Genomic DNA, 24,109 nt, shown 5'->3' with positions numbered 1-24,109 from the left:
ACATGACCCGGCACCAGGTATTTCGGACGGCGCATATCGCAGGCCATGTCTTCTGGTGGGTATTCATCGTGGCAGTCATGCTGGCCGGAGGTATCACCTGGTTCAGTGCCGACCAGCCGAACGACTTCGGCTGGACCGCCTACACACCCCTCACCGATCTACCGCGCCGGTACATGGACTATCTGCCCTCGGACGGATTCGACCACATGGCCCCTCTGTCACTCATCGCATTCTGCCTGCTGGCCCTAGCGGCCCTCGTGGAGGCAGTGGCAGTGCGACGCCCCCTCGCCGGAATCATCACCGTAACAGTGCCGTTCGTGGCCGCAGCACTGATCTGGTGCGCACTGCCCCACGGCCACTGGAGCTTCTACATCAAACCCATCGTGGCACTGCCGATAATCCTTGCGGCAGTAGCGATCCGAGAGCTTTGGGAACGAAAGTTCGCCCCCGCGGTCAGTGATACATGATCACGCGAGAACGGGCCGAAGACGCACTGACATCGGCATGAGCGAACGTTGGAAACGAGATGGCAAAGGCTCCCGGATCTCGCCAACACTCGTGGCGCGACGGGACAGGTGAGGCCAGTGCGCGTCGACGGTGTGCCCATCCGACGCCTCGTGATTGTCACTACGTCGCGACTACAAGGCCGGTCTGCAACGGGTTCGGTCCAGATCATCGAATGATTGCCGTGGGATTTGTCCGATCTGGCGGGCACAGGCGTGGCCGATGATCTCCTCGACAGCGTGCTGCGACTGGATTCCGGATCTGGCATTTGCAATCAGGATCGACCGCATACGCGAGCCCGAGCACTGGAACTCCTACTCACACAGCGAATAGCCGACTTCGCCGCAGTGAGTGTTGCGGGATGCGCTGCACCGCAGGGCATCCCGCAACATCCTTTGTTACCGGATCGGTTGATCCGAGTTGTCGGGCGGTATCCTCCCTGCGTAATTGTCCAGTTCGGTCAGTAGGGCGTGGAAGGTCGTGCTGATGCCCCAGGCGCCTACCGCTGCGGCGGCGGCGATGAGGGTGGGGGTGACGTCTATGGCGGCGTTGTACCAATCTCCGTGTGCGGCTAGGGGGGCGACTATGAGGGTGGCTACCGAGGTGAAGACTATGGTTTCGACGGTGGCGATTCGCCAGAGGTGGCCGATGCCCCATCGGATTGCTGCGTCTACGCCGAAGACGCAGCAGATGACCAGGGCGCTTGCCCAGAGGGCGACGGCTGGGCCGTCCCAGGAGACCGGGTCGCCGGGGCCGTTGCCCGGAAGGGAATGGTGGATTGCGTAGCCGGACCACATCATTGCGCCGGTGATGGCCGTGGCCAAGGCGGTCAGGCAGCGGATTCGCTTGTGTCGCAGTCTGTTCGATACCGCGGTCGGGTCGGTGGTTTGTCGGATGTCCGCCATGGCATTGCGGGCGGCGTCGAGATCGGCGGTCTCGCTTCGCAGTTGCCTCCACCTCGTCACCGGCAGCGAGGCTATCGCTCGGGGATTCATCGGGGGAGTTCTTCCTTTTCCGGGCGTCGATTCGGGTGGTCGGCGCCCTCCGAATCGGTCCCGTCCTGGGGGCCGGTGATCGATTCGAAATCCGTACCGCACGCACCGATCGATGCATGCTCGGCCCTTTCCCCCTCGCGCGCAACCGATTCAACTCCGGCGTCGGCGTGCGTCGGGGCATCCTCGCGTGCGAGCACCGACAGTTCCCCCACCGCGTCGGGCACCGTTGTGCGAGTGGTGAATTCACGCTCGAACTCGGCCATGAACACCGCGCCGCTCGGGCGTGGGCCATCGCCGTCCACGGGCGTCGACTCCGGTGTGGAGGAGTGGGCGATGAGGGTGTCCAAGTGTTCGGAGATATCGTCGGCGGGCAGTTCGCAGGCGCGAGTGATGATTTCGCCGACCTGGCCGGTGATCATGTGGTGGCCGAACAGGGCAATGCCGATCATGAGGGGTGCGACGGTATGCACCGCGACACCGAACCAGTCACCGACCCGAAGATAGGGGGAGGTGCTCACGGCGATCATGCCCACCAGCAGGAACACCCCGGTCCAGCGAATCGTGGTCGTGCCCGCGGTGACCGGCCATCGGACCGTGGCCGAACCGGAGACCATGAACACCACGAGCACGGTGCCGATGAAGCCTTCCAGCACGTAGCTGGCCCAGTACAGCGGATCGGTCGGACCATCGGGTGCGATGCTGTGCTGCGCGTTGACCGCGGACCACGCCATCGCGGCGACGACCACGCCGACCAGGCCGCGCACGGACCACTTCTTCACCCGATACAGGTAGGCCAGTTGCGCGTACAGCCCGGACTCACACCGCGCCTCGGCCACCGCCGGACCTGGGGCTGGTCGATGCTCGGAGCGTTCCTCCACTAGCACCAGGACATCCTGGCGGGTCGAGCGCTCGCAGACGATCGTCACCTGCCGGGACGACTCTGCTGAGACCAGCATGCGGTCCTGCATCGGCTGCGATGTGGTCATGGACGGTGTGCGGCGGAACATCTACGGGATCCCTCTTCTGAAAGCGTTGAGCAGAGCGTGGAGCCGGTGGTGGTGCCTTTCCGCGGACGGCAGTGCCCGTGCGGGCCTCCGCGTAGGCACCGGCCGAGCTTTCGCGCAACGAGACGATCTCGCCGCACGACTGGCCGACATCATTGCGCGCCAACGCCCGAGCCGAAGAAGATTCACCCGAACCCATGGCGTGTCGGCGAAACGTGTCGCGTCGCGCCCGGTGTTACTCGGCCGCGACTACCCGACGCGATATCGTGCTCGACGCCCGATGTCCTTCTCTCGGAACGGAATTCGATACGTCGGCCCGTGCGGCGCGCCACTCGATGACTGAGCTACCGTCCAGTCGTCCCCCGTCACGTGTCCGTTCGGTCACTGTGCGGGATGGGCTTCCGCGGCGGTGTGGATCTTCTTGTCGGCTCGGCTGCCGCAGCAGGTCGACGGCGGGAATCGCGTGCGTTCGGCCGCCGAGCCGGATACCGTTGCGGGGCAACCGATCAGGGGAACAACTCATGGACCTTGCACAGAACGACAGGCTGAGCCGACGCCGGTTCCTGGGTGGAGCGGCCGCCGTTGTCGCGGCGAGCCTGCCCTCCGGGCGCGCGGGCGCCGATCCCGCGCAAACCCCGGATCTCGCCCGCTGGTTGATGCGAGCGGCGCAGGTGACGATCACCCGCGACGACTGGGGGATCGCGCATGTCGATGGCGGGACCGATGCCGATGCGGTGTTCGGGATGATTTATGCGCAGGCCGAGGATGATTTCGATCGGATCGAGATCAACTATCTGACCAGCCTCGGCAGGCTCGCCGAGGCGGAGGGCGAGAGTGCGATCTGGCAGGACCTGCGCCAGCGGTTGTTCATCGATCCCGAGGTGCTGAAGAACGAGCTCTATCCGAATAGCCCGGCCTGGTTACGCACGCTGATGGAGGCATGGGCGGACGGGCTGAACTATTACCTGGCGACGCATCCCGGGGTGCGTCCGCTCGTGATCACGCGGTTCGAGCCGTGGATGGCGTTGAGCTTCACGGAAGGCAGTATCGGCGGCGACATTACGCGGGCGTCGCTCACCCGGCTCCAGGCTTTCTACGATAAGCGGGAGGTGGCACCGGCCGATGCGGAGCCCGGGCCGCTGCTCCGCGAGCCCTCGGGCTCGAATGGCATCGCGATCGCGCCGAGCCGCACGCAGGACGGCCATGCGCTGCTGCTGATCAACCCGCACACCACCTTCTACTTCCGCTCGGAACAGCAGGTGACGAGCGGTGAAGGGCTCAATGCCTACGGTGCGGCCACCTGGGGGCAGTTCTTTCTGTATCAGGGTTTCAACGCGAACGTGGGTTGGATGCACACATCGACCGGCGCCGATAATGTGGACGAATTCGCCGAGACGATCGTGACGGGGGCGGATGGCGGCCTTTCCTACCGGTACGGCGGCGAGCTGCGACCGGTGACGACCAAGACGATCACGGTGACCTATCGCGCGGCGGACGGCGGACAGGCCCAGCGCAGCTTCACTACCTTCGCCACGCATCACGGCCCGATCGTGGACGAGGCGGACGGCAAGTGGATCGCGTTCGCGCTCATGAACAAGCCCGTGGAGGCGTTGCAGCAAAGCTACTTGCGCACCAAGGCACGGGACTATGCGGAATACATTCAGGCGGCACAGTTCAAGGCAAACAGCTCGAACAACACGATATTCGCGGACTCGAAGGGCGACATCGCCTTCCTGATGCCGCAGTTCATGCCGATCCGCGACAATCGCTTCGACTACACGCGGCCCGTCGACGGCAGCGATCCGGCGACCGACTGGCAAGGGCTGCACAGTCTCGAGGACATGCCGCAGGCAGTGAATCCGCGAAATGGCTGGGTGTTCAACTCGAACAACTGGCCCTGGACCTGCGCCGGTCCGGACAGTCCCGCGGCGGCCGATTATCCGCGGTATTTCGACCAGGTCGGCGAGACCGAACGCGGGCCGCATGCCGTGCAGTTGCTGACCGCGCGGCACACCTTCACCCCACAGACGTTGCGCGACACCGCCTTCGATTCCCACATCCCCGCCTTCGCTCCCGACGCGGGTAATGGGGAACCGGTGAGCGGGCTCATCCCGCGGCTGGTCGCCGCGTGGGACGCATTGGCCGAGGACAATCCGCGCAAGGCGAAGCTCGCCGACCCGATCGGCCTGTTACGCGGCTGGGACGCTCGCTGGGGCGCGGATTCGGCGGCGACGTCGCTGGCCATATTCTGGGCCGCAGGGCCGCACGACACCGATGAGCAGCGACTCGCATCGCTCGAGGCTGCGATGCAGCGGCTCACGCAGGACTTCGGCAGCTGGCGGGTGCCCTGGGGTGAGATCAATCGATTTCAGCGCCTCGACGACGCGATCAGCCAGACATTCGACGACGAGAAGCCAAGCGCCCCGGTGCCTTTCGTCTCCGCGACATGGGGATCGCTCGCTTCGTTCGGAGCGAATCGCCAGCCGACACCGAACGGTGGCACAACGAAGCGCTTGTACGGCGCCAGCGGCAATACCTTCGTGGCGGTCGTGGAGTTCGGGCCGAGGCTGCGGGCCATGGCGGTGCGGGAAGGGGGTCAGAGCGGCCATCCCGACTCGCCGCACTTCACCGACCAGGTCGAACGCTACGCAAGCGGCAACCTCCGGCCCGTCTATTTCTACCCCGACGACCTCGACGGCCACGTCGAGCGGAGCTACCACCCGGGGATGTGACCCCCGAGCCCGGGTCAGGCGTTGGCTCGACGGAGGCGTTCGGCCGCCTGCGCACGCAGGGCAGCGGAGCACACCGGGGGATCGCCGTGCAGGGCCTCCCAGCGGGCATTGTGCGCCGCGGGCCACAGGCTGGCCGCCCACGCGATCTCCCGCTCCGCCACGGTGAATCGGCGTCCCCGCGCCTGCTGATAGGCCGTCAGGAATGCGGCGGAGCTCTCGATCGGGGCCAGGGTCGGCGGCGAATCGCTGGCGAATGCGCCGCAGGCCGCACCCACCAGCGCCGCCTCCGGCTGCCATGCCAGGCTGTCCCAGTCGTGCACGACCCAGACAGCCCCGCTGCGCCAGCGGAGGTTCTGCGCTTCGAAGTCGGCATGGCCCAGCACACAGGGCAGGTCGGCGGCCAGCATCCGCTCGCGGGCCCGCTCGGCCGTGTCGACGACGTACGCGGGCACGCCGGACTGATCTCGTTCATCGAGGAACCCGATCGACGGCCACAACCCGGAATCGGTGTGATCCCAACGCGCCCACCGCGGATTCGGCAGCGGCGGCGCGACGGTCACGCCGCCCAGTTCGTCCATCAGCCGGGCGAACACCCTCGCGTACCGCACGGCGACCTCCGGCGAGTCACCGCCCAACAGTTCACCACCGGGCCGATACTCCTCCGCATGGACGGCCAGCGCACCGACGCCGACCGCGGGCGTGAGCGGTAGCGCGCACGGAAACCCACGCTCCGCCAACCGGGTTTGCGCGGCGAGACACGATGCGGCCCGCCCATCGTCCTCCCGCGCCTTCACCACGACCTCACGCCCGTCGTCCAACCGCACCCCGAACACGGCCGACACCGAGCACCGCTCGAACAGCACAGCAACCGGCTCGCCCCCCAGCCGCTCCATGCACCAGCGCGGCAACCAGTCGGGCAGATCATCCAACAACACGGTCGAACGGTGCCACGGAAGCTGGCATTCGGGGAAGACCGTTCACCGAACTCGGCATTTCTACAGATTAGGGCGGTTCTGCACCCAGTGGAATGGTGTGCTTCGCTGCGGGAAGTCGTTCGGGTCGATGCGGTCGAGTGTGAGTGTCACCTGGTGGCCGTTCAGTTCGCCGGTCAGGACGGCTCGGTTGGGGGTGGGCTGTTGGAAGGTTAACGTGCCCAATGGGTTTCGGGTGTCGCCGGGGGTTACCGCTGATTGGGGCGGCGCTGCTAGCTGGATGCGGTGGGTGACGGGGTCGACGTCGGTGGGGACGGTTGTCAGGGTGTCGTCCATGCGCTGGTAGGTTACTGCGTTCGGGTTGTCGAATATTACTGTTTTCCAACGGGTTTCGTCGGTGGTCAGGGGTGGGGTCGGTTGGCCGTCGCGGGTGTACCGCGATACCGACCAGATGCCGTACAGCGGGGGTTTGGAGCGATCGGGGCCGCCGCCGCGCCAGGCGTGCCAGCCGCCCTGTACCAGCGCCACCGCGATCCAGATGCCGAGTGCGATCTGGGCGAGGGCTGCGATGCGGCGAGACCTTGTGGCGTGGAACGGATATGGTGCGGCGGATGGGTCGGTGGTGCGGTTGAGTAGCAGTGCTCGGGTCAGTCGCCGAGCCTCGGGCGCGAGCAGCAGCAGCGACATCAGCAGAAGGTGGGTGGACGAAATCTTTTCCGGCACATCGAAGGTCATGTTCAGGACGACGATCTGTAGCGTGTCGATCAGGGTCAGCAGTGCGCCGAGTAGCGCGGTCCGCGGGATGAACAGCAGGATGGCCGCGGTGACTTCCGCTGCGCCGAGCAGCATTTCGTATGGTCTCGATACACCCACCTGCGACCACAGCACCGCCATCGGCGTGAAGTCGCCGTACCTGGTCAGCAGCCTGGTCAGCGATGGCTGCGGCATCTGCGTCGGAATCAGCTTGGCGACGCCGAAGCTCGCCATCTGCCCGGCCAGCATCAGCCGGATGCCGAGCAGATACCAGCCCGCGAGCGTGCGATAGTGCGTGCGGCGACGATCCAGCACCGACCACACCGCCGTCCCGGCCACCGCCACGACCAGGATGCAGAACAGCAGCACCCAGAAGATGGTCTGGTCGCCGACGCCGTTCGGGTACAGCTGTGCGGCAGTGCCGAACAGGCGCTCGCTGACCCAATTCAGGGCAGGCTGCATTTTCCGGATGTGCCAGTACTGAGCGTCGTAGCCCAGCCAGCGGCCGAACCATCCGGTCAGCGTGAAGACGAGCGGGGGAGTCAGTAGGCAGAACAAGCCGAAGTATACGAAGCAGAACCGAAATGCGATGCGGGTGAGCGGTTTCCAGGTCACCGCCGCATCCTCGGATCTTGGGCGGGGTCGGGATACAGGGCAGGGCAACCGTGTTCGATCGCCTCGGGGCGTAATTCGTAGTGCCAGGGTTCGTTGCGGTAGATCTGGCACAGTCCGTATGCGGCGCCGTGCCGGGACAGCCACGCACCGGCGGCGAGGCGGAGGTCGATCGCGGTGCCGGATACGTGCCCGGAGGTGTCCGCGGTGGCGACCCAGCGGGCGGCCTCCGCTTCCGAGCCGTACTTCCGGACCGCCGCACGGCGAAGCCGATTCTGGTAGGCCGGGGAACGCCATCCGCTGGTGACGTAGAACTCGACGCCCTCGGCGGCAGCGGCCGTCGCCGCTGCGCGCAGGGCGTGCAGCAGAGCGGGATCGAGGTTGGCTATTCCGGGATATTTGTCATCGAACACCGTCACGCGGCGGGGGAGGACGCCATCCTGCCTGGTACGGACGCGGGTTGGGTGAATCATGACGCCAGTCAAGGCATCGCGGTGTTGTCAGCGCGTCTGTGATTTTCGGTACGCCGACGATATGTGCGGGCTCTTAGACCGTGTCTCATATGGCCGCTTTCATCAGCTTCTTGAAGCAGGTGAGTGCGGCGGCTAGCGTCAGGAAGCCCAGATAATGAATTCCCTTGCGGTCGTAGCGAATGTTGAGCCGGTGGTAGCCGGTCAGCCACGACACGGTGCGTTCGATCACCCACCGGTGGCGGCCGAGTCGCTGGTTGGACTCGATTCCCTTGCGGGCGATGCGGACTGCGATGCCCCGGTGGCGCACCCACCGCCGCAGTTCGGGCTGGTCGTATGCCTTGTCGGCGTGCAACTTGCCCGGCCGGCGTCGCCGCGGGCCACGTCGCGACCGGACTGCCGGGATCGCTTTCACCAACGGTTTGAGCGCTTGGGAGTCGTGGACGTTGGCGGCCGAAACCGCCACGGACAACGGGATTCCCGTCCGATCGGACAGGATGTGCTGCTTGGAGCCGGGCTTGCCGCGATCGGTCGGGTTCGGCCCGGTCAGATCGCCCCTTTTTTCGCCCGTACGCTCGCCGCATCGACTACCGCCCGCGACCAGTCGATCAGGCCCCGGCTGCCCAGCTCGTCGAGTATCGCCCGGTGCAGTCGCCGCCACACGCCGGCCTGGGTCCACACCGTGAACCGGCGATGCGCCGTCGGCACACTCACACCGAACGACGGCGGGAGCATCCGCCACGCACAACCGCTGGTCAGCACATACACCACCGCCGTGAACACCGCCCGCTGGTCGGTCGGGGCGATGCCGCCGCCCTGCGGGCGCGAGGCGAACTCCGGCAGCAGCGGCTCGACCAGCTCCCACAACTCGTCCGGCACCAACCGCTGCGACAACACATCCGTCACGACCGAACATCATGCAACACAACCAATCTCGGTGCAGGCAAAACGGATTACATCCATGTGAGACACGGTCTTAGCATCGAGGGCATGCGTGTGCTGGTGGTCGAGGACGAGCCCTACATGGCCGAAGCCATTCGTGACGGGCTGCGTTTGGAGGCGATCGCGGCCGATATCGCCGGTGACGGTGACACCGCCCTGGAACTGTTGAGCCTCAATGCCTACGACATCGCCGTCCTCGATCGTGACATTCCCGGGCCCTCCGGCGACGAGATCGCCGCACGCATCGTCGCCTCCGGTAGCGGTATGCCGATCCTGATGCTCACCGCCGCCGATCGGCTCGACGACAAGGCTTCCGGGTTCGAACTCGGCGCCGACGATTACCTCACCAAGCCGTTCGCGCTCCGAGAACTCGTGCTCCGGCTGCGGGCCCTGGACCGCAGGCGCGCCCACAACAGGCCGCCCGTGCGGGAGATCGCGGGCCTGCGGGTGGATCCGTTTCGTCGTGAGGTCTATCGCGACGGCCGCTATGTCGCGTTGACCCGCAAGCAGTTCGCGGTGCTGGAGGTCCTCGTCGCCGCCGAGGGCGGTGTCGTCAGCGCCGAGGAATTGTTGGAACGGGCGTGGGATGAGAATGCCGACCCATTCACCAACGCCGTGCGCATTACGGTCTCGGCACTGCGCAAACGGCTCGGCGAACCCTGGATCATCGCCACCGTCGCCGGTGTCGGCTACCGCATCGACACAACACCCGGCACCGGGGGCGCGGGACGGGACCGTGAATAGGGAACCCGGGGTGAGCGTTCGGCTCAAGCTCACCCTCAGCTACGCCGGATTCCTCATGCTCGCAGGCGTTTTGCTGCTGGCGGTCGTGTGGGTGTTCCTGCTGCGGCATCTTCCGCCCGATAGTTTCGTCCCCACCCTCGCCAATCTTCCGTGCGTCCTCGACCCACACAACTTCGGTCCGTCCGTATTCGGCACGGCGGCAGCCGTTGTGCTGGCGTTCCTGCTGGTGTTCGGTCTCGTGGGAGGGTGGATTCTCGCCGGGCGCATGCTCGCCCCGCTGAATCGCATTACCGAGGCCACCCGGATGGCCGCGAACGGGTCGCTCTCGCACCGAATCCGGCTGCCGGGCCGCAGGGACGAGTTCCGCGAACTCGCCGACAGCTTCGACGCCATGTTCGCACGGCTGGAAGCACATGTCGCCGAACAGCAGCGGTTCGCGGCCAACGCCTCGCACGAACTGCGCACCCCGCTGGCGATCACCCAGGCCCTGCTCGACGTGGCCCGCGAGGATCCGAACCGCGACGGCGGCGAGCTCGACGAACGTCTCCGCATCGTCAATGCCCGGGCGATCGACCTCACCGAGGCACTGCTCCTGCTCAGCCGCGCCGACCGGCGGTCGTTCACCCGGGAACACGTCGACCTGTCCCTGGTGGCCGAGGAGGCCGCCGAAACGCTGCTGCCCCTTGCGGAAACGCATGGTGTCACCATCGAGACCAACGGGGATATCACTCCCACCATCGGCTCACCCGCCCTTTTGCTCCAGATGACCACGAACCTCCTGCACAACGCCATCGTCCACAACCTCCCCGAACAAGGCACCGTGCACGTTCACACCGCCGTCGCCCCCGAGTCCGTCGTGCTCACCGTCGAGAACACCGGCGACACACTCACTCCCCAGCTCGTGTCGACACTCACCGAACCGTTCCAGCGCGGCACCAAACGCATCCGCACCGACCATGCGGGTGTCGGCCTCGGCCTGGCCATCGTCAAAAGCATCGTGCAAGCGCATGACGGCACCCTCACCCTCACCCCCCGGACCGCCGGGGGGCTTCGTGTCACGGTGCGACTACCGCATAGCGGCGGCTGACGATCGGCGGGGTTGCGTTATCTGCCCACCAACCTGACCCTGCCCGAAATCGCCCGCGAACTCGGCCTTCTCGTCCACCGGTGATCACGGGGACGGTCATTCGTCGGCGGCGGGGTCGCGGTGGGTGATCCTGCCGTCGACGACCGTCGCGACGATCGGGGCCGCGGCGAGTTCGTCCGGGTCGGCGCGGAGCGGGTCGACGGCGAAGGCGGTGAGGTCCGCGCGGGTCCCGACCGCGATGATGCCGGTTTCCCGGCGGCGGCCGCGGCGAGGCGGGTGTAACCGTCCAGGGCCATGCGCGCGGTGAGGGCCTGATCCGGTTGCACCGCAGGTATTTCGGGAGCCCCGGCGGGGCGGCGCAGCTGCGCGGTGGCCAGCCCGTGCCGGGCGTCGAACGGGGCTATCGGCCAGTCGGAGCCGAGCACCACCGAGACACCGGCGTCGCGGAGGTCGCGGCAGCGCCAGGCTCGGTCGGCCCGGCCGTCGCCGAGCCGCACCGACCAGTTGTCGGTGTGGTCGGCGCGGGTGAAACGACAGTGCGCCGGTTGCATGCTCGCCACCACCCGCTGGCGGCGGAAGCGGCCGATCAACGCGGACGGCAGGGTCTCGATGTGTTCGATGCGGTGCGGCGCGGCCGCGCGGTGGCCGATGCCGTCGAGGGAGTCCAGGACGTGGCGGACCGCGGCGTCGCCGATGGCGTGGGTCGCCGTCGGCACCCCGGCATCGGCGAATGTCCTTACCGCCCTGGTGTATTCGGCGGGGTCGGGCCAGAAGCTGGAGGTCGACTGCCCGAACGTGTCGGGCCGCTCCAGCCAGGCCGTTCCATTGTCGATCGTCCCGTCGATCATGAACTTGACGCCGCCGATCCGCCACCGCCGCCCGCCACGCCCCTGCACGGCAATGAGCTCCGCCAGGCCGTCGGCGTCGATGCCGGGCACACACCACGGCGCGAACCGCAGGCGCAGCGGGAGATCCGCGAGGTCCTCCGCGGCCGCGACGACGGCGCGACTGTCTCCGTTGAAATCCATGACGTGGCCGCCGGTGAGCCCGGTGGCCGCCATCTCGGTGAGCAGGGCCTGTAACCGCGCCCCGCGCACCGCGACCGATTCGGCCGTGATGTGCTCGGCCACCAGATCCATCGCCGCGGACTCCAGCAGCAGGCCGGTGGGCCGCCCGTCCGCATCGCACACCACGCTGGCGTTCTCGGCGAATGTCCGCGGGCCGTCGACGCCCGCCCGCCGCAGCGCGGCCGGTGTCGCCAGGGCGGAGTGGGCGTCGAAGAGCCGGACGAACGCGGGCCTGCCGCCGACGGCCGCCTCGATGGCCGCGCCGTCGATTCGCCGCTCGCCGAACACATTCGGATCCAGCCCCCACCCCTGCACCCAGTCGCCGGGGGCGCACTCGGCGGCGGCCGCCGCGAGCAGCGCCCGCACCTCCGCCAGCGAGCGGGCGGCGCCGAGGTCGACCCCCGTGAGTTGCAGCCCCAGCACCGGATGGAGGTGCCCGTCGATCAGGCCGGGGGTGAGCACGGCGGCACCCAGATCGACGATCTCGGTTGCGGCGCCGCGCCATTCGCGGACATCGCGGCGGGCGCCGGTGGCGACGACCACGCCGTCGCGCATCGCGATCGCCTCGATCGGACGGTCGTCGTCGGTCAGGGTGTGCACGGTATCCGCGCACAGGACGAGGTCGGGATTCATTCGCGGACTCCTTCACAGGTGGTGAGATCGTTGGCGCCGATGCGGTGGTAGATCGCCGGGCGACGCCCGCGCATCCAGGCCGCGAGGACCCCGCCGAGCAGCAGCGTCGCCGGGACCACGGCGGCCGACAGCGCGTTGATCGCTCCCGAGCCGCCGGTCAGCAGATCGATATGGTCGACGACGAGGAACACCGCGGCGACCAGGAGAACGGTGGCCAGCACGCCGCTGCACACCGTGCCGCGAGAACCCGCAGCCGGATTGCGCCGCGTGAAATACACGACCGCGGCGATCGCCGTAAGTGCCTGCAGCACGAGCAGACCCACGACCCCGGGGGTGTTCAGCCACAGCATGAGCCGCGTGTACGGGTCCGCGCCCGCGACCGCGAACGCCGCGATCAGGACCACCGCCAGCAGCGTCTGCACCGTGCTCGCCCGGTACGGGGAGCCGTACCGGGGATGAGTCTTCCCGACCCAGGCGGGCAGCACCCCGTCCGCGGCGAGCGCGTGGGTGTAGCGGGTGATCGCGTTGTGGAAGGCCAGCTGTGCGGCGAAGACGCTGCTGATCACGAGCAGCCGCATGGTGACGGCCGCCCAGGAGCCGACATACGTTCGGGCCGAATCGAAGAACAGCCCGGTGATGTCCTCGCGGGCCACCGCGACCGCGTGCGCGCTGCCGACGGCCTGGATGACCGCCCAGGCGACAACGCAGTAGAACACCGCCATGAACCCCACCGCCGCGTAGGTCGCCCGCGGGATCGTCCGTTCCGGATTCCGGGCCTCCCGCCGGTACAGCACCGTGGACTCGAAACCCATGAAGGCGGCGAAACAGATGCCGAGCACCGCACCCATCCCGGGCCGCGTCAGCGCGGCGGGCGCGAACGACGCGGCATCGAGCCCGGCCGCCCCGCCCGCGGCCACCACCCGAATCGCCAGCAGCAGCAGGATTCCCGACTCCGCGACGAGCAGCACGCCGAGCACCTTCGCCCCGACATCGATGCCGAGCCGGGCCACCAGCAGCACCCCCGCGACACCGGCGAGCGCGAGAACCGGCCACGGCACCGCGAACCCGAACAGCTCGCGCACCGTCTGCCTCGCCTGCGCGGCGAACAATCCGTAGACGCCGATCTGCAGCAGGTTGTAGGACACGAGCGCCAGCAGGGCGGCGGCGAGTCCCCACCCCTTGCCGAGCCCGGTCGCGATATAGGCGTAGAAACCGCCCGTGCCGTCGACGTGCCCGGTCATCCGGGTGAAGGCGATCGCGAAAACCGTCAGCACCAGCCCCGCGGCCAGATAGCCGACGGGAGCGCCCACGCCGCCCACCGTGATGGCCAGCGGCGCGACGCCCGCCATCACGGTCAGCGGCGCCGCGGCGGCGACCACCATGAAAACCAGGCTGCCGGTGCCGAGTACGCCGAGTTTGAGCTGATCGATCATGGCCGTTCCTTCGGGTCGAGACCCTTAACCGAATAATATTCGGTTAAGGATTCCGCCGACCCTACCGCCCGATTGTTGATTTCGTGTCACAACGACGGAACTTGTCGCGCATACAGTGGAGGACGCATGGTGCAACGACGAAAACGGTTGCTCGACACCGAGATGATCCTCGATGCCGCCCTGGCGTGCGTCGAGGAGTCCGGGCGGCTGACGATGGCGGACCTGGCCGCCCGCCTCGGCGCGAGCGCCTCGTCGATCTACCACCATCTGCCCGGCCGCGCGGCGATCATCGAGGCGCTGCGGCATCGGATCGTCGCCACCGTCGACCCACCCGACCCCGGCGACGACTGGGCGGGCGAGATCTCCCGCTGGATGCGGTCCTATCGCGAGGCATTCGCCCGGCACCCCACCGTGATCGCGCTGCTCGTCGGGCAGACCATGACCGTCGATTCGGCCCTGCGCGGCTACGACCGCGTCGCCGCCCTGCTGCGCGTGGCGGGCGTCCCCGCCGCCGACATCGTGCCCTGGATCAGCGTCCTGGACAGCTACGCCCTCGGCTCCGCCCTCGACCTCGCCGGAGCGGGCGAACCCTGGCCCGCCGACCCCGCCGATCTCCCGGAACTCACGGCGGCGATCGAGGCGGCGCCGCACGGTCGCGCCCGCGCCGACCGAGCATTCGACCTGGGCCTGACCGCCCTGCTGGCCGGGATCGAGCGCCGGATGTAACGCGAGGATCGACGCCGCGAATTCACTAGCGATGGTCAAGGTTTTCACCGTCCTTCGGGACAAGCTGGTCGGCGGGCGCGGGCGCGCGGAACTGCCCGCGGGTCTGCTGGTTACCCGGCGGCTCGATCCCGGCGAGATCACCGTGCGGGTGTGCCGGGCCGAGCGGATCGGGCGGCACTGATTCCGCGCGATGCGGTCGGCTCGTATTTGCCGAAAGGTGTCGGTGGATTGCGCTAGCGTCCTTTTCGACGGCAGATCGAGACCCGGCCAGGGAAGGAGGCGTCTTGATCAGGCAGATGCGCAATGGTCACCGAACGGTTGCGGTATGCGCCGATTCGATGCTCGCCACAACAGTACGAGCGGTATGGGGACGTTCTAGGCTGGAAATCGGACGGCGTATGCCCAGGCGCTAGGGAGACTATGGAGATCGCTGAGGTTCCGCAGCCGGTGTACCGGCAGGCCCGCTTGGAGGACCTGCCCGCGATCGCGGCCATCGAGGCGGAGGTCTTCGAGGAACCGTATGTCTACCTCATGTTGCGCCAACTCTACGACCTGTACGGATCCGATTGGCTGGTGGCCGAACTCGACGGCATGCCGATCGGCTACGCGTTGATCCTGGAGAAGGCGGGGCGGGTGCTGCTGTTCACCTTCGCGGTCGCCCGGTCGTTCCAGTGCCGCGGCTACGGCGGGGTACTGCTCGAGCGCACCCTGGATCGCTGCCGATTATTGCGCGCCGAGGCGATCTACCTGACCGTGCGTCCCGACAATCATCCGGCCTGCAATCTGTTCAAGCAGGCCGGATTCGTCGTCATCGGCCGCGACGACCACTACTTCGGCCCGGCCGATCCGCGCTACGTCTTCGAATACCGGCTGCGGCCCCGGCGCACCGGATTCGGTCCCGAGCCGCGCGACTAGGGCTCCGGCCGCTGCCACTCGTCGCCGAACACCTTCTGCCGCAACGTCTCCAGCGTCGCCACCGCGATGCTGTCCCGCAACCGGCCGACGAGGGTGTTCCACTGCCGGGAGAATCCGGGATCGGACTGCAGCCCGGTCCACAACGCCCGCAACGCCGCCGGGGTGTGCGCGCCCGGCATCCACAGTCCCGCCAGGTGTTCCAGCAGTGGCGCCAGGATGTCCAGGCGCTCGCGGCTGTGCGGCCGGTGGCGGTTCGCCTCGTCCAGCGCGCCCGCGGTCACCGTCAGCAGCCAGTCGTGCGCCGCGAGATCCTCGCAGAAGCGTTGCGCCGCATCGAGATCGGCGCCGTCGCGGACGATCAGCCGGGCCGAGCGGGTGAGGTCGTCGTCCATGTGCAGCGACAGCGCGGGCCCCGCGCCGCCGCCGACCACCGCGGTCCAGCGCAGCCGGGTGATGCCCGCCCGCACCGGCGGACTCTGGTCCAGCCGGGCGTCGGCGCGCACCCGGGCCAGCAGCCGCTCGCTGATCGAGGCCAGATCCAGGATGTCCGGCCCGGCCGCGCCCGTCAGGTAGCCGTCGGCCAAAGCCGCACTGGCCGTGGCCCGTTCGGGAATGCGGCTGATCGCCTCGGTGACGCCGACCCGGCTGATGTAGTGCGACCACGGCTGCCGCCGCCGTTCGCTCGCGCGCACCACCCGGGTGCGGGCCGAGGACTGCACCACCCGGCCGCCGGTCAGCGCCACGCTGGTGGCCACCGTGCCCACCACGCGCGCGGTCGCGCCCTCGGGCATCGCATTGCCGCCCAGGCGCACCTCGCAGTCCACCCCGACCGCCAGCGTCGGCGAAATCGCCAGGGAGCCGGGGCGTTCCCGCCATCGCACGGGGCGGCCGGGCATCAGGGCCAGCAGTTCCCCCGCCTGGGGCCGGGCCAGCGCGGTGGCCGACGGCAGCAGACCGGTGCGCACCTCGCCGAGCACGACCAGGGGCGTTGCGGCGGCCATCTCAGGCTCCGTCGAGCAGCAGGTGCGATAGGCGTTCGCTGACCCGTGCCGGTACCGTGACCGGAATGTGTTCTGCCGCACCGGATGCGGTGATCAGCTCTGCGACATCGTCGTCGAGATCGAGGTGATCGAGGATGAGCAGCACGGCGTGCTCGATGCCGAGGTAGCGCTTGGGGAGCATCGACAGCGCCTTGTACGCTGCGAAGGGCGCGGCCTGCGGATTGAGCTGGAGCAGCGGCGGCACCTCGAACCAGTTGTGCGGCCAGGGGTCCGCGAGCGGCCACGGATACGGCTCGGCCACCGCGGCGCCGTGATACCGCAGCATGCCCAGCCGCAGCAGGTGCCACACCGCGGCCAAAAACGGGCACGACCAGCGGGTGGTGGCGACGCCCCCGGCCCCGACCTGCTGGCTCCACAGCTGCACGTCCAGGAAGATCGAGTGCTCGCGCCGCCCGAACTCCTCCGGCGGCCGATACGTCCGGCCCCGCATCGCCTGCGGCGGTTCGTGTTCGGAGGAGCGGCGGCCGTTGCACAGCCACCCGGATTCCGCGGTGGGCGGGCGGCGGCCGCTGTCGGGCGGCGCGGGCTCGGCGACGATGCGGGCGGCCACCATCTCCGCCACCGCCAGCGACTCGCCCAGCGGCACGCCGTCGACGAAGCGCTCGGTCTGCCAGCAACCGGATTCCCGTGCGAGATAATCGATCACGAGCCCGGCGTCGCTCGCGGCGCCGAGCAGGTTACCGAGAATCTTCGCCGCGTCGGTGTCGGGCTGGAAGTAGTCGTCGATCAGATAGCAGGTGCTGATCCGGGCGTCGGCGCCGAATTGTATTCGCGCACTGTCCCGGAACGCCGCCACCAGCGGCACCATCCGGCGGAATTCGTCGCGCAGCCGATCCGCGGCCCCGACGATGTCGTTGAGGTAGAAGTGCCCGACCTCGATGGACAGATGCGACAACGGCACCGCCGCGATGCGTGGCTGCTCGGTGGCCTCGCTGTATCCCCGCACGATCTACAGCCTTTCCCAGGTGGCGGCATCGACCACCCGTTCCATCCGACCGCCGCACGCCGACACTTAGAGTGTGCCTCCGGTTCGTCCGATCGGCCAGACGGACAACCTCCCCAACCGGGATTTCCCCTGCGACCGTACCCATTTCACCCCCGCGGGCAAGTCGGCTGCATAGCCACGCGTGTGCGGAAATCGTTGCCGCCCGTATGCCCTCACATCACCCGGGTGCGTTTCGATCTCATCATCCGAGCACGCTTCGCCCTCGCCATCCGGCGCTTTGCCGTCGTCATGCGGGCGTGCTGATCCCCGTCATCCGGCGCTTTGCCCCGTCATCCCGGGCGCGCTTTGCCTCGTCCTCCGGGGCGCTTTGCCCTGTCATGCGGCGTTTCGCCCCCGTCATCCGGGCGTGCTTCGCCCCGTTATGCGGCGTTTCGCCCCCGTCATCCCGGCGTGCTTCGCCCCCGTCATGCGGGCGTGCTTCGCCCCCATGATCCCGGCGTGCTTTTGGCCGGGATCACCACCAGCCCAGTACAGGCTGGAGTTTCCGGCCCAGTTCGGGGGCGAGGGAGCGGGAGTAGGTGCTGGTGAGGTGGTGTTCGTCGTGGTAGATCAAGACATTGCCCTCGACCACGGGGCAGACGTCGGGTTCGCAGACGGCGTCGGTCAGGTCGATGGGGAAGACATTGGGGAATGCGGCGGCGGCCGCGAGGGCGGGATCGACGGGGCTCAGGGCGTCCTCGCGTCGCATTCCGCAGCTGACCGGGGTGCCGCGATGCGCCAGGCAGTCGATGGCGCGGTAGCGAATTCCATTGCGCCGCAACCATGGAGTGTCGCGGATGGCGACCACGTTCAGGCCGCGGTCGTGCAGCGCCGACCACACGTCGAGGTATTCGGCGGGCGTCTCGTCGCCGCCGTCGTCGACCGGCCGGGTGCCGGTGGTGAACACCCAGTCGGGGCGCTCGGCGCCCAGCAGATCCACCACGTCGCGGGACCAGTCGCGGCAGTCCGGATTGGGCTCGCCCTTGTACATCGGGTCGTCGGCGAGGGTGAGCGGGCAACCCATCTTGAGGTGCACCAGGATTCGGAATCGGTGCTGTTCGGCGAGGATCTGCAGGGCGGGCATCCAGTGCTCGGCGTGCGAGTTGCCGACCACCGCTAGGGTGCGCTCGGCGCCGAGATCGCCGTAGGTGCAGGTGATTACGTCGCGGGTGTCCCAGTCGGCGATGCAGCCGTCGCGGGTCGGGAACGGCAGCTCGGCGGGCGCCTCCGACACCGTGGGCCGCATCGGCGCGCTCGGCACCGGCAGCCCGCTCGCCAGCGCCTCCGCGCCCGGATAGCGGTCGGCGTCCAGATAGGCCACCGGCCGTGCGGGATTCGCCTTCGCGACCAGCTGCCAGCCGAACGCCGACCCGGCCACCGCGATCCCGGTCAGCGAGACCAGCGCACCCACCGCGTACCGGGACCGTCGCGGCACGTTCACCCGAATCGGCTTGGCGCGCAACGGCTCCTCGACGAAGCGGTGGGTCAGGTAGGCCAGCACCAACGACAACCCGAGGACGAGCAGCCCGGTCTCGAAATCCGCGCTCGCCGCACCGGTTTCGGTGAGCACCACGATGAGAATCGGCCAGTGCCACAGGTACAGCGCGTAGGCGAGCTCGCCGAGCAGGACCGGTGGCGCGGCGGCGAGCAGCCGATTGGGCAGCGGCAGCCGGTCCGGGGCGAGGCCCGCGCCCGCCACGATCAGCGCCGCGGCCGCACCCACCGGCAGCAGCGCGGCCGGGCCCGGGAACCGGTGCACGCCGTCGACCAGCCAGCCGCACAGCACGACCGCCGCCAGCCCGGCGGTGCCGAGCACGAGCCGAACCAGCCGCCCCGGCGCCAGATACGGCACCGCCAGCGCCAGCCCAGCGCCCGCCAGCAATTCCCATGCGCGCGCGGCACTGTCGTAGTAGTTCCAGCCCTGATGGGTCGAAACACCGTGCGCGGCATAGAGGAACGACGCGACCGCCGCCACCGCGATCACCCCGGCCGCCACCGGGCGCGCCGACTCCGGCCGTCCCAGCGCCCGGCACACCCACGCCACCGCCGCGATCGCCAGCAGCGCGGCGAGATAGTACTGTCCCTGCACCGCCATCGACCACAGATGCTGCAGCGGGCTCACCGACGGATCGGCGGCCAGATAGTCCGACCATGACAGCGCCAGCTGCCAATTCTGGTAGTACAGCAGCGAAGCGATGGTCTGCCGCGCGATATCCGACCACTGCGTGAACGGGCGCAGCGCCACGGTCGCGGCCAGCACCGCCGCCAGCACCACGACCAGCGCCGGAAGCAGTCGCCGGGCGGTGCGCCGCAGGGTAACCAGCACGCCCGCCGACCCGGTCGAGCCGACGCGGCGCAGCAGCGAGCCGGTGAAGAAGTATCCGGACAGCACCAGGAACACATCGACCCCGCCGGACACCCGCCCGACCCAGACGTGGAAGATCGCGACCAGCGCGATGGCGATGCCGCGCAGCCCGTCCAGGTCGCGACGATGACCGCTCGCCCCGGACGGGGTGGTGGCGGTCGCCGTTGCGATCGTCGCGGCGCCCGTCACCGCGTCGGCGTGCACCGGTCGCGGACCGGCGGGTGAACGGCGAGTGAAAGGGACACGCCATCTCTCTTATCACGGGATCCGAAGAAGGGTCCAATTGCGGCGCGGCCGCGCTACGTTGGAGCGGTGACGCTCCCTGCCCTGGTACGACCCGTCGTGCGCGGCGTGAATGCCGCGATGGTCGCCGCGACCCGCCTGCCGCTGCTGGGTCCGCTGCTGCGACGCGGCATAACCGAGATCACCTACGTGGGCCGCCGCTCCGGGCGTACCTTCCGCACCCCGGTCGGCTATCGCCGCGACGGTGACGAGGTCTCGATCATCGTGCTGATGCCCGACCGCAAGACCTGGTGGCGCAACTTCCTCGCCGCGGGCGGCCCGATCGCGGTGCACCTGGACGGCGTCGACCGCCCCGGGCACGCCGTCGCCCGTCGCGACGAGCGCGGCCGCGTCACCGTCACCGTGCGCTTGGACCCCGAGGGCTGATCCGGCGCCCGCTATGGCCGCGGAATCCCGTTGATCAGCAAGGGGATTCGCGCGGCGTAATCGGTGGGCAGATAGGCGATCCGGCTGCGGGTCCACGGCTGGCCCGATTCCGGGTCGTAGCGATCGGGCATCGCGATCCCGGCGGGCGCGTACGCCCGGAAGCCGTGCGCGGCCGTGGTGCGGGTGGCGCGCCACCGATGGTCGGCGAACGCGATCACCCCCGCGGTGTCGCCCGCCACGAGCGGTCCGCGCAGCGCGGCGACCTTGGCGGCCGCCCCGTCGGTGGACAGGTAGGCGAGGGTGCCGTCCGGGCGGCGGTCGGCCGCGACGGGGACCACATCGGTCAGGCCGTACCGCGCGCGCAGCACGTCGGCGATCGGGGTCTGGGCGTAGACCGGGATCGCCCGATCGCCCCGCGCGGCGACCACGGCGGCGGCCAGCGCCTCGTTCACCGGGCCGGGCTCACCCTCGGTGCGCTCGGGATCGGCACCGGCCGGGATCCGATTGCCGAAGCTGTAGGCGATGATCAGGGTCAGCCGATCGGGGGCGATGGTGGGGACGGTCCACATGTCGGTGACATTCGGTTCGGCGTGTTCTCATCGGCTCGTGTCCGGTCGGTCCGCACTACCTGGCCGTGGACGCTGCGCGGCGGACGGTGGTCGATGCGTGGCACGAACGATGTGTGGTGGTCGGGGCAGCGAATCCGGGTAGGTCGGCGGTTGCTCCATGTAGTCGGCCAATACCTCGGGCGCGGAACGGTCTTCGATATCGCGGTAACCCAGGTCGCCCAGCACTCGCGCGAACTCCTCGGCGGTGAAGTACGACCGCCACGGCTCGCCCAGCGCGGCCACCCGGTCGGCCCGCGCGGTCATGGCCGCCTGCGCGGCACCGTTCTCGGTGGCGGGCGGATACAGGTAGTCGAGCACCACCCGCACCGGGGCCGCCTGTTCGGCTATGAAACGCAGTGTGCCGGTGATGGTTTCGGGCGTCAGATAGAACACGACACCCATCCAGGCGAATACCGTCGGGGCCGTGCGGTCGAAGCCCGCGGCGGCCAGGCCCGCCGCCAGGGTTCCGGTCTCGAAGTCGACCGGGGCGAAGGTCAGCGAGGTCGGGATCGCAATGTCGGCCTCGGCCAGCCGCTGTCGCTTCCACGCCTGGGTGTCGGGGTGGTCGACCTCGAACACCCGCAGCCCCGGGTGCGGGTTGCGGCAGCCGAACGTGTCCAGCCCCGCCCCCAGGATCACGGCCTGCCGGGCGCCGTCGGCCACCGCCTCGGCAATGGTGTCCTCGGCGAATCGGGCGCGGCCCGCCAGGAACAACCGCCGCAGCCGCGGCCACTCGTCCCCGCTGTCGTTCGTCTCGCCGAGCTCGGCGGCCGGAATGCCCGCGATCGGCACCGCGAGTTCGTCGGTGAACACCCGCGGCTCCGCGGCGACCTGGTGATACGCCCGCGCGTACGCGGTGGCCAACGCGGTCCGGCTGGGTTGTCCGTTCATAGGCGCCAATCTATGCCCGCCCGCCGCGAGCGGGCCCCGGATGCCCGGGGTGATCTGGGCCGCATTCGGCGCGCCGCCGGAACGCCGGTCGGTTGCCGGTCGTTGGAGGGGTGGCGTCGCGCTGCCGGGACGGCGGGCCGCCGGACCGATGTCGACAGGACGTGAGGCGACTGGCATGCGAAAAGAATTGCGCAGGTGGGGCGGTCGAACAGCGCTCGCGGGACTGGTGGCCTCGATGCTGGCGGCGGTGCCGGGATTCGCGGTCGCGGCCCCTGTCGCGGCGGGTGCCGATGGTTCGCGCATCGACCACGTGGTCACCACCGACGCCCGGCGCTCCACCGTCTACGTGTACTCGGCCGCCATGGACCGGGTGATCGCGCTGGACCTGCTCCGCCCCGCCGACACCAGCCGCCCGCGGCCCACGCTGTACCTGCTCGACGGGGCGGAGGACGGCATCGGCGCGAACGGCGCCGAGACCTCGTGGGAGACCAAGACCGACCTGGCCGCCTTCACCGCCGATCAGAACCTGAACGTGGTGACGGTCCTGGACGGCCGCTACTCCTACTACACCGACTGGGCGGCCGACGATCCCCGGCTGGGCCGCAACAGGTGGACCACCTTCCTCACCCGGGAACTGCCGCCGCTGCTGGATTCCTATCTGGGCGCCTCCGGGCGCAATGCCATTGCGGGAGTATCGATGTCGGCGACCTCGGCGCTCGCGCTGGCCGAGGCCGCGCCGGGCCTGTACCGCAGCGTCGGATCCTTCAGCGGCTGCGACCAGACCAGCGTCGATCCCGGCCGCCGCTACCTGCAGGCGGTGGTGCTGTCCGGCGGCGGCAATCCGTGGAATATCTGGGGCCCCGACGGCGCACCGGGCTGGGCCGCCAACGATCCCTCCACCGACGCGAATCTGATGAAGCTGCGCGGCGTGGACCTCTACATCGCCGCGGGCACCGGCGGACCCGCCACCGACGGCCGCCCGGCCAATCCGTCCGGCGGGATGCTGGAATCGGTGGTGGCCGACTGCACCCACCGATTGCAGGACAGCACAACCCGATTGGGCATACCCGCCACCTACCGCTACGTTCCCGGCGGTCAGCACGCCTGGCCGTACTGGCAGGACGATCTGCACGCCGCATGGCCCGAACTCACGCGTCCGCTGGGCATCACCTCTTGACGGCCACCGCCGCGTAACCGTCCAGCGGGCGGACCTCCGGCTCCGGCTCGTCCGGATCGGGACGCCACCGCGCCAGATGCACCAGGCCCGGCTCGATCGGCACGAGATCGCCCAGCAGCTCCAGGATTTCGGCTCGTGTGCGGAGCCGGTCGCCGCGACCGGTGACCTGCGCGGTCACGGCCAGCATGCGTTCGAGTTGTTCGCTGGGGCCCTCCCGGGTCAGGTGTGACAGCGCGAGATGGCTGCCCACGGCCATGGTTTCGCGCAGCCGCGCGAAAAGCCTTGCCGCCACCGCGTCGTCGCCCACGAAATGCAGCACCGACACCAGCAGCACCGCGATCGGGCGGGTGAAGTCGAGCAGCTCGGTGACCTGCGATTGCTCCAGGACGCCATCGATGTCGGTGAGATCGCCGTGTACCGCGGTCGCATTCGGATTGTCGATGAGCATGCGGCGGCTCATGGTGACCGCCACCGGATCGATGTCCACATACACCACCCGGGCCGCCGGATTGCGACGCTGCGCGATCTCGTGCACATTGCCCGCGGTGGGAATTCCGGAGCCCAGATCGAGGAATTGGTCGATGCCCGAGTCGGCGAGAAAGCCGACCGCGCGTTGTAGGAAGGCCCGATTGGCGCGGGCGGTGCGCGGCACCTCCGGAATGATCTCGCGCATCCGGGCGGCGATGCGCCGATCTATGTCGAAGTTGGCGAACCCACCGAGGAGATGGTCGTAAACTCTTGCGGGACTAGGGATCCGAGGATCGATGTCGTCGGCCGCCCAGTCCGGTAGAAGCGGTTGCACCG

The 24,109-nt window shown here is 68.9% G+C and carries 23 protein-coding genes; 9 read left to right on the top strand and 14 right to left on the bottom strand.

Going from position 1 to position 24,109, the window contains the following annotated elements:
• Positions 1-2 precede the first annotated feature (2 nt).
• Positions 3-467 (top strand): hypothetical protein, encoded by a 465-nt coding sequence (locus HPY32_RS40915; protein WP_067587113.1) that lies wholly within the window; start codon positions 3-5, stop codon positions 465-467.
• Positions 468-902: 435 nt separating this feature from the next.
• On the opposite strand, the gene HPY32_RS40910 is transcribed toward HPY32_RS40915, so the two are convergent.
• Together HPY32_RS40910 and HPY32_RS40905 are read right to left on the bottom strand one after the other, a co-directional pair.
• A complete protein-coding gene (locus HPY32_RS40910) occupies positions 903-1,469 on the bottom strand; it encodes a hypothetical protein (RefSeq protein WP_156674403.1) in 567 nt (188 codons plus the stop codon).
• 26 nt (positions 1,470-1,495) lie between these two features.
• Positions 1,496-2,506: an MIP/aquaporin family protein gene (locus tag HPY32_RS40905; protein WP_067587119.1), complete on the bottom strand. Its 1,011-nt coding sequence runs from the start codon at positions 2,504-2,506 to the stop codon at positions 1,496-1,498.
• A 518-nt stretch (positions 2,507-3,024) separates the two neighbouring features.
• On the opposite strand from HPY32_RS40905, the gene HPY32_RS40900 reads away from it, so the two are divergent.
• On the top strand, positions 3,025-5,235 hold the full coding sequence (locus tag HPY32_RS40900) for a penicillin acylase family protein (RefSeq protein WP_067587122.1): 2,211 nt from the start codon (positions 3,025-3,027) through the stop codon (positions 5,233-5,235).
• 14 nt (positions 5,236-5,249) lie between these two features.
• Here the strand turns inward: HPY32_RS40900 and HPY32_RS40895 are convergent, their stop codons facing one another.
• The 4 genes from HPY32_RS40895 to HPY32_RS40880 form a co-directional block, all read right to left on the bottom strand.
• Positions 5,250-6,170: an aminoglycoside phosphotransferase/kinase family protein gene (locus tag HPY32_RS40895; protein WP_156674404.1), complete on the bottom strand. Its 921-nt coding sequence runs from the start codon at positions 6,168-6,170 to the stop codon at positions 5,250-5,252.
• 60 nt (positions 6,171-6,230) lie between these two features.
• The gene (locus HPY32_RS40890) at positions 6,231-7,535 is read right to left on the bottom strand and encodes a hypothetical protein (RefSeq protein ID WP_067587125.1); all 1,305 of its coding nucleotides are present in this window, start codon (positions 7,533-7,535) and stop codon (positions 6,231-6,233) included.
• Complete coding sequence (locus tag HPY32_RS40885) at positions 7,532-7,951, bottom strand: D-alanyl-D-alanine carboxypeptidase family protein (RefSeq protein WP_231951608.1); 420 nt, start codon at positions 7,949-7,951, stop codon at positions 7,532-7,534. Before HPY32_RS40885 ends, HPY32_RS40890 begins: the two co-directional genes overlap by 4 nt.
• A gap of 139 nt (positions 7,952-8,090) precedes the next feature.
• Positions 8,091-8,896, bottom strand: a protein-coding gene (locus HPY32_RS40880) for an IS5 family transposase (protein ID WP_373686626.1) whose coding sequence is annotated in 2 segments (ribosomal slippage) — positions 8,091-8,566 and positions 8,566-8,896 — 807 coding nt in all. Because the reading frame shifts where the segments join, the coding sequence is not laid out codon by codon here.
• Positions 8,897-8,992: 96 nt separating this feature from the next.
• Here HPY32_RS40880 and HPY32_RS40875 point away from each other — a divergent pair.
• Together HPY32_RS40875 and HPY32_RS40870 are read left to right on the top strand one after the other, a co-directional pair.
• Positions 8,993-9,688, top strand: coding sequence for a response regulator transcription factor (locus tag HPY32_RS40875; protein WP_067587131.1), 696 nt, complete (start codon positions 8,993-8,995; stop codon positions 9,686-9,688).
• Positions 9,689-9,698: 10 nt separating this feature from the next.
• A complete protein-coding gene (locus tag HPY32_RS40870; RefSeq protein ID WP_216676908.1) occupies positions 9,699-10,775 on the top strand; it encodes a sensor histidine kinase in 1,077 nt (358 codons plus the stop codon).
• Between the two features lie 17 nt (positions 10,776-10,792).
• Here HPY32_RS40870 and HPY32_RS40865 read toward each other — a convergent pair whose 3' ends face one another.
• Positions 10,793-12,475, bottom strand: a complete 1,683-nt coding sequence (locus tag HPY32_RS40865; RefSeq protein ID WP_231951609.1) for an amidohydrolase — start codon at positions 12,473-12,475, stop codon at positions 10,793-10,795.
• Complete coding sequence (locus HPY32_RS40860) at positions 12,472-13,908, bottom strand: APC family permease (protein WP_067587136.1); 1,437 nt, start codon at positions 13,906-13,908, stop codon at positions 12,472-12,474. The genes HPY32_RS40865 and HPY32_RS40860 overlap by 4 nt, the downstream gene beginning before the upstream one ends.
• Positions 13,909-14,034: 126 nt before the next feature.
• On the opposite strand from HPY32_RS40860, the gene HPY32_RS40855 reads away from it, so the two are divergent.
• The 3 genes from HPY32_RS40855 (at position 14,035) to HPY32_RS40845 (ending at position 15,549) form a co-directional block, all read left to right on the top strand.
• Positions 14,035-14,634 (top strand): TetR/AcrR family transcriptional regulator, encoded by a 600-nt coding sequence (locus HPY32_RS40855; protein ID WP_067587139.1) that lies wholly within the window; start codon positions 14,035-14,037, stop codon positions 14,632-14,634.
• A gap of 31 nt (positions 14,635-14,665) precedes the next feature.
• Positions 14,666-14,815, top strand: coding sequence for a hypothetical protein (locus tag HPY32_RS40850; RefSeq protein ID WP_156674405.1), 150 nt, complete (start codon positions 14,666-14,668; stop codon positions 14,813-14,815).
• A gap of 239 nt (positions 14,816-15,054) precedes the next feature.
• A complete protein-coding gene (locus tag HPY32_RS40845; protein ID WP_067587142.1) occupies positions 15,055-15,549 on the top strand; it encodes a GNAT family N-acetyltransferase in 495 nt (164 codons plus the stop codon).
• Here the strand turns inward: HPY32_RS40845 and HPY32_RS40840 are convergent.
• From HPY32_RS40840 to HPY32_RS40830, 3 genes are all read right to left on the bottom strand, one after another.
• A complete protein-coding gene (locus HPY32_RS40840; protein WP_067587144.1) occupies positions 15,546-16,550 on the bottom strand; it encodes an SCO2521 family protein in 1,005 nt (334 codons plus the stop codon). The genes HPY32_RS40845 and HPY32_RS40840 overlap by 4 nt on opposite strands.
• 1 nt (position 16,551) lies before the next feature.
• Positions 16,552-17,556: an SCO2522 family protein gene (locus tag HPY32_RS40835; protein ID WP_082871295.1), complete on the bottom strand. Its 1,005-nt coding sequence runs from the start codon at positions 17,554-17,556 to the stop codon at positions 16,552-16,554.
• Positions 17,557-18,070: 514 nt separating this feature from the next.
• Positions 18,071-20,149 (bottom strand): acyltransferase family protein, encoded by a 2,079-nt coding sequence (locus HPY32_RS40830; protein WP_067595645.1) that lies wholly within the window; start codon positions 20,147-20,149, stop codon positions 18,071-18,073.
• Positions 20,150-20,323: 174 nt separating this feature from the next.
• On the opposite strand from HPY32_RS40830, the gene HPY32_RS40825 reads away from it, so the two are divergent.
• Entirely contained in the window at positions 20,324-20,629 is a 306-nt protein-coding gene (locus HPY32_RS40825; RefSeq protein WP_067595646.1) for a nitroreductase/quinone reductase family protein, read from the top strand.
• 11 nt (positions 20,630-20,640) lie between these two features.
• Here HPY32_RS40825 and HPY32_RS40820 read toward each other — a convergent pair whose 3' ends face one another.
• The gene (locus HPY32_RS40820) at positions 20,641-21,198 is read right to left on the bottom strand and encodes a hypothetical protein (RefSeq protein ID WP_067587149.1); all 558 of its coding nucleotides are present in this window, start codon (positions 21,196-21,198) and stop codon (positions 20,641-20,643) included.
• A gap of 27 nt (positions 21,199-21,225) precedes the next feature.
• Positions 21,226-22,128 carry a class I SAM-dependent methyltransferase gene (locus tag HPY32_RS40815; protein WP_067587151.1) on the bottom strand — a complete coding sequence of 301 codons (903 nt, stop codon included), beginning with the start codon at positions 22,126-22,128 and terminating at the stop codon, positions 21,226-21,228.
• Between the two features lie 175 nt (positions 22,129-22,303).
• Here HPY32_RS40815 and HPY32_RS40810 point away from each other — a divergent pair, with 175 nt between their 5' ends.
• On the top strand, positions 22,304-23,305 hold the full coding sequence (locus HPY32_RS40810; protein ID WP_082871296.1) for an alpha/beta hydrolase: 1,002 nt from the start codon (positions 22,304-22,306) through the stop codon (positions 23,303-23,305).
• Here the strand turns inward: HPY32_RS40810 and HPY32_RS40805 are convergent.
• The gene (locus HPY32_RS40805) at positions 23,295-24,107 is read right to left on the bottom strand and encodes an SAM-dependent methyltransferase (RefSeq protein WP_067587155.1); all 813 of its coding nucleotides are present in this window, start codon (positions 24,105-24,107) and stop codon (positions 23,295-23,297) included. The genes HPY32_RS40810 and HPY32_RS40805 overlap by 11 nt on opposite strands.
• Positions 24,108-24,109: the final 2 nt, after the last annotated feature.

This window comes from Nocardia terpenica (genome assembly GCF_013186535.1).
Lineage (GTDB): Bacteria > Actinomycetota > Actinomycetes > Mycobacteriales > Mycobacteriaceae > Nocardia > Nocardia terpenica.
This window is presented reverse-complemented; position numbering and strand designations above follow the sequence as displayed.

Coding starts and splice junctions, on each gene's coding strand:
- HPY32_RS40900 (WP_067587122.1), top strand. CDS start 3,025: ATGGACCTTGCACAGAACGACAGGCTGAGCCGACGCCGGTTCCTGGGT.
- HPY32_RS40815 (WP_067587151.1), bottom strand. CDS start 22,128: ATGAACGGACAACCCAGCCGGACCGCGTTGGCCACCGCGTACGCGCGG.
- HPY32_RS40850 (WP_156674405.1), top strand. CDS start 14,666: ATGGTCAAGGTTTTCACCGTCCTTCGGGACAAGCTGGTCGGCGGGCGC.
- HPY32_RS40905 (WP_067587119.1), bottom strand. CDS start 2,506: ATGTTCCGCCGCACACCGTCCATGACCACATCGCAGCCGATGCAGGAC.
- HPY32_RS40915 (WP_067587113.1), top strand. CDS start 3: ATGACCCGGCACCAGGTATTTCGGACGGCGCATATCGCAGGCCATGTC.
- HPY32_RS40845 (WP_067587142.1), top strand. CDS start 15,055: ATGGAGATCGCTGAGGTTCCGCAGCCGGTGTACCGGCAGGCCCGCTTG.
- HPY32_RS40855 (WP_067587139.1), top strand. CDS start 14,035: ATGGTGCAACGACGAAAACGGTTGCTCGACACCGAGATGATCCTCGAT.
- HPY32_RS40810 (WP_082871296.1), top strand. CDS start 22,304: ATGCGAAAAGAATTGCGCAGGTGGGGCGGTCGAACAGCGCTCGCGGGA.
- HPY32_RS40840 (WP_067587144.1), bottom strand. CDS start 16,550: ATGGCCGCCGCAACGCCCCTGGTCGTGCTCGGCGAGGTGCGCACCGGT.
- HPY32_RS40860 (WP_067587136.1), bottom strand. CDS start 13,908: ATGATCGATCAGCTCAAACTCGGCGTACTCGGCACCGGCAGCCTGGTT.
- HPY32_RS40825 (WP_067595646.1), top strand. CDS start 20,324: ATGGTCGCCGCGACCCGCCTGCCGCTGCTGGGTCCGCTGCTGCGACGC.
- HPY32_RS40865 (WP_231951609.1), bottom strand. CDS start 12,475: ATGAATCCCGACCTCGTCCTGTGCGCGGATACCGTGCACACCCTGACC.
- HPY32_RS40875 (WP_067587131.1), top strand. CDS start 8,993: ATGCGTGTGCTGGTGGTCGAGGACGAGCCCTACATGGCCGAAGCCATT.
- HPY32_RS40820 (WP_067587149.1), bottom strand. CDS start 21,198: ATGTGGACCGTCCCCACCATCGCCCCCGATCGGCTGACCCTGATCATC.